At 64.5% G+C, this 2,566-nt stretch carries 2 protein-coding genes and 1 pseudogene; 2 read left to right on the top strand and 1 reads right to left on the bottom strand.

Annotation, left to right across the window (positions count from 1 at the left end):
• Positions 1 to 10 precede the first annotated feature (10 nt).
• Both WBQ44_RS12650 and WBQ44_RS12645 read left to right on the top strand, forming a co-directional pair.
• The gene (locus WBQ44_RS12650; RefSeq protein WP_495567034.1) at positions 11 to 1,471 is read left to right on the top strand and encodes a DHA2 family efflux MFS transporter permease subunit; all 1,461 of its coding nucleotides are present in this window, start codon (positions 11 to 13) and stop codon (positions 1,469 to 1,471) included.
• A 109-nt stretch (positions 1,472 to 1,580) separates the two neighbouring features.
• Positions 1,581 to 2,378: a ParA family protein gene (locus tag WBQ44_RS12645; protein WP_495567033.1), complete on the top strand. Its 798-nt coding sequence runs from the start codon at positions 1,581 to 1,583 to the stop codon at positions 2,376 to 2,378.
• Positions 2,379 to 2,383: 5 nt separating this feature from the next.
• Here WBQ44_RS12645 and WBQ44_RS12640 read toward each other — a convergent pair.
• A pseudogene (locus tag WBQ44_RS12640) lies at positions 2,384 to 2,566 on the bottom strand (Rv3212 family protein); the annotation flags it as partial.

Here is a 2,566-nt window from a genome sequence, read left to right as displayed (position 1 = left end):
GCAAGGGCCAATGCCGTCGACCGGGAGGCCGGACAATCTCGACTCCACCGTTCTGAAGATCGCGGGTGTGGTGGTTCTCGGCGCGATCATGTCCATCCTCGATATCACTGTGGTCAGCGTCGCGCTGCCCACGTTCATGGAGGTGTTCGACGCCACCTACGCGACGGCCGCCTGGACGATGACCGGCTACACGCTCGCGCTCGCCACGGTCATTCCGTTGACGGGATGGGCCGCGGACAGGTTCGGCACCAAGCGCCTGTACGTCACCGCGCTGGTTCTTTTCGTTCTCGGCTCGGTGCTGTGCAGTTTCGCCTGGGACATCACGTCGCTGATCGGCTTCCGGGTGCTGCAGGGACTCGGCGGCGGCATGTTGATGCCGCTCGGAATGACGATCATGACGCGTGCGGCGGGCCCGGAACGCATCGGGCGCGTCATGGCCGTACTGGGCGTCCCCATGCTGCTCGGACCGATCAGCGGACCGATTCTCGGTGGGTGGCTGATCGAGACCGCGAGCTGGCACTGGATCTTCCTCATCAACGTGCCCATCGGTGCCGTCGCCTTGATCGCTGCCATCGTCATCTTCCCGAAGGACAACCCGACGCCGTCCGAGTCGTTCGACTTCATGGGCATGCTCATGCTGTCGCCGGGGCTCGCGTTGTTCCTGTTCGGTGTGTCGTCGATTCCGGAGACCGAGACGGTGTTCGCGACGCGCGTCCTCGTGCCCGCCATCGTCGGTGCAGTGCTGATAGTCCTGTTCGTGTTCCACGCGTTGCGGACCGAACATCCGTTGATCGACCTTCGCCTGTTTCAGAACCGAGCATTGACCATCGCCGTTTTGACCACGGTGTTGTTCACGGTTGCGTTCATGGGAGCCGGGCTGCTGTTCCCCAGCTACTTCCTGCAGATTCGCGGTGAAACGACCCTTGCGGCGGGTCTCCTGCTCGCACCACAGGGAATCGGCGCGATGCTGACGATGCCCATCGCGGGCGCGCTCGCGGACCGTATGGGGCCGGGGAAGATCGTTCTCGTCGGCATGGTGTTCATCACGGCCGGGATGGCTGTGTTCACCCAGGTGGGCGCAGACACCTCCTACGTCGTTCTTCTGGGTGCGCTCTTCGTGATGGGGATGGGCCTCGGGTCGACGATGATGCCGATCATGACCGCGGCGCTGCAGACGCTCACCGACCACAACGTCGCGCGCGGGTCGACCCTGATGAACATCGTTCAGCAGACCGCGGGCTCCATCGGTACCGCGGTGATGTCGGTGGTCTTGACGAACCAGCTCAAGGGGGCCGCGCAGGCGACCTCTCCTGGCGAGGCGCTCGACATCTCCGCCGGCGCCTTCGGGACCACCTTCACCGTTGCGTTGGTGCTGATCGTGTTGACTTTTGTTCCGGCGTTCTTCCTGCCTCGCAAGAAGATCACGCCGGTCGGCGGCGTCGACGCCGCGAAACCGGTCGTCCTGCACTGACCCCGACTGTCGTGGGCGCGTACGGATGGGCACCTTGTTGTTATTTTTCGACGCGCCCGCACTCGGCTTCTCTGGCGTTCCGGGGCGGTAGTACGCAAGGATCAGGGCTGTGACGACAGTACTGGCGGTTGCCAACCAGAAGGGCGGTGTCGCGAAGACCACCACGGTGGCCTCTCTCGCGGCAGCGCTGCACGCGCTCGACCAACGTGTTCTCGTGGTGGATCTCGATCCGCAGGGATGTCTGACGTTCTCCCTCGGCCACAACCCGGACAAGCTCGACTCCTCGGTACACGAGGTACTCACGGGTGACGCGTCGGTGGCAGACGTACTCGTCGACACCGACGAGGGCTTGAAGTTGCTACCGGCGACCATCGACCTTGCCGGCGCCGAAGCGTTGCTGCTCATGCGCGCCGGTCGGGAGTACGCACTCAAGCGAGCACTGGCGCCGGTGATAGGCGACTTCGACATCGTTGTCATCGACTGTCCGCCGTCGCTGGGTGTTCTCACGCTCAACGGTCTGACGGCAGCGCAGTCGGTGCTCGTGCCGCTGCAGTGCGAGACCCTGGCGCACCGGGGCGTCGGTCAACTGCTCCGTACGGTGTCCGAGGTTCAACAGATCACCAATCCGGACCTGACGCTGCTGGGCGCGCTGCCCACCCTGTTCGACGCACGGACGACGCACAGTCGCGACGTGCTCGGTGACGTGTCGGATCGTTATTCGCTTCCTGTCCTTGCGCCTCCGATTCCGCGGACAGTGCGTTTCGCCGAAGCGTCCGCGTCCGGAGTGACGGTCCTGTCCGGCCGAAAGAACAAGGGCGCCTTGGCGTATCGAGCTCTGGCCGAGAACCTGCTCGCGCACTGGAATGGCGCTGAGCTGCAGACTTTTTTACCGAACGACGCTGCCTGACGAGATCAGTTCAACGCTACGAGCTGGTCACCGCGTTGCTCTACGACGACATCGCCCATGACTGTTGTCCGGACCGGCCCGGTGTAGCTGCCGCGGTCGACGGGAATCGTGCGTTCGATGTTCCCCGTCGCCGGGTCGGTCACGGCGAGCCCGCCGGTGACGGGGACGAGGAGCCGCCCCGCCATGAC

Source organism: Rhodococcus sp. (in: high G+C Gram-positive bacteria), from assembly GCF_049591685.1.
In the GTDB taxonomy this organism is placed as follows: Bacteria; Actinomycetota; Actinomycetes; order Mycobacteriales; family Mycobacteriaceae; genus Rhodococcoides.
This window is presented reverse-complemented; position numbering and strand designations above follow the sequence as displayed.

Excerpts from the sequence above, each read along its gene's own strand:
- WBQ44_RS12650 (WP_495567034.1), top strand. The coding sequence starts at position 11 with ATGCCGTCGACCGGGAGGCCGGACAATCTCGACTCCACCGTTCTGAAG.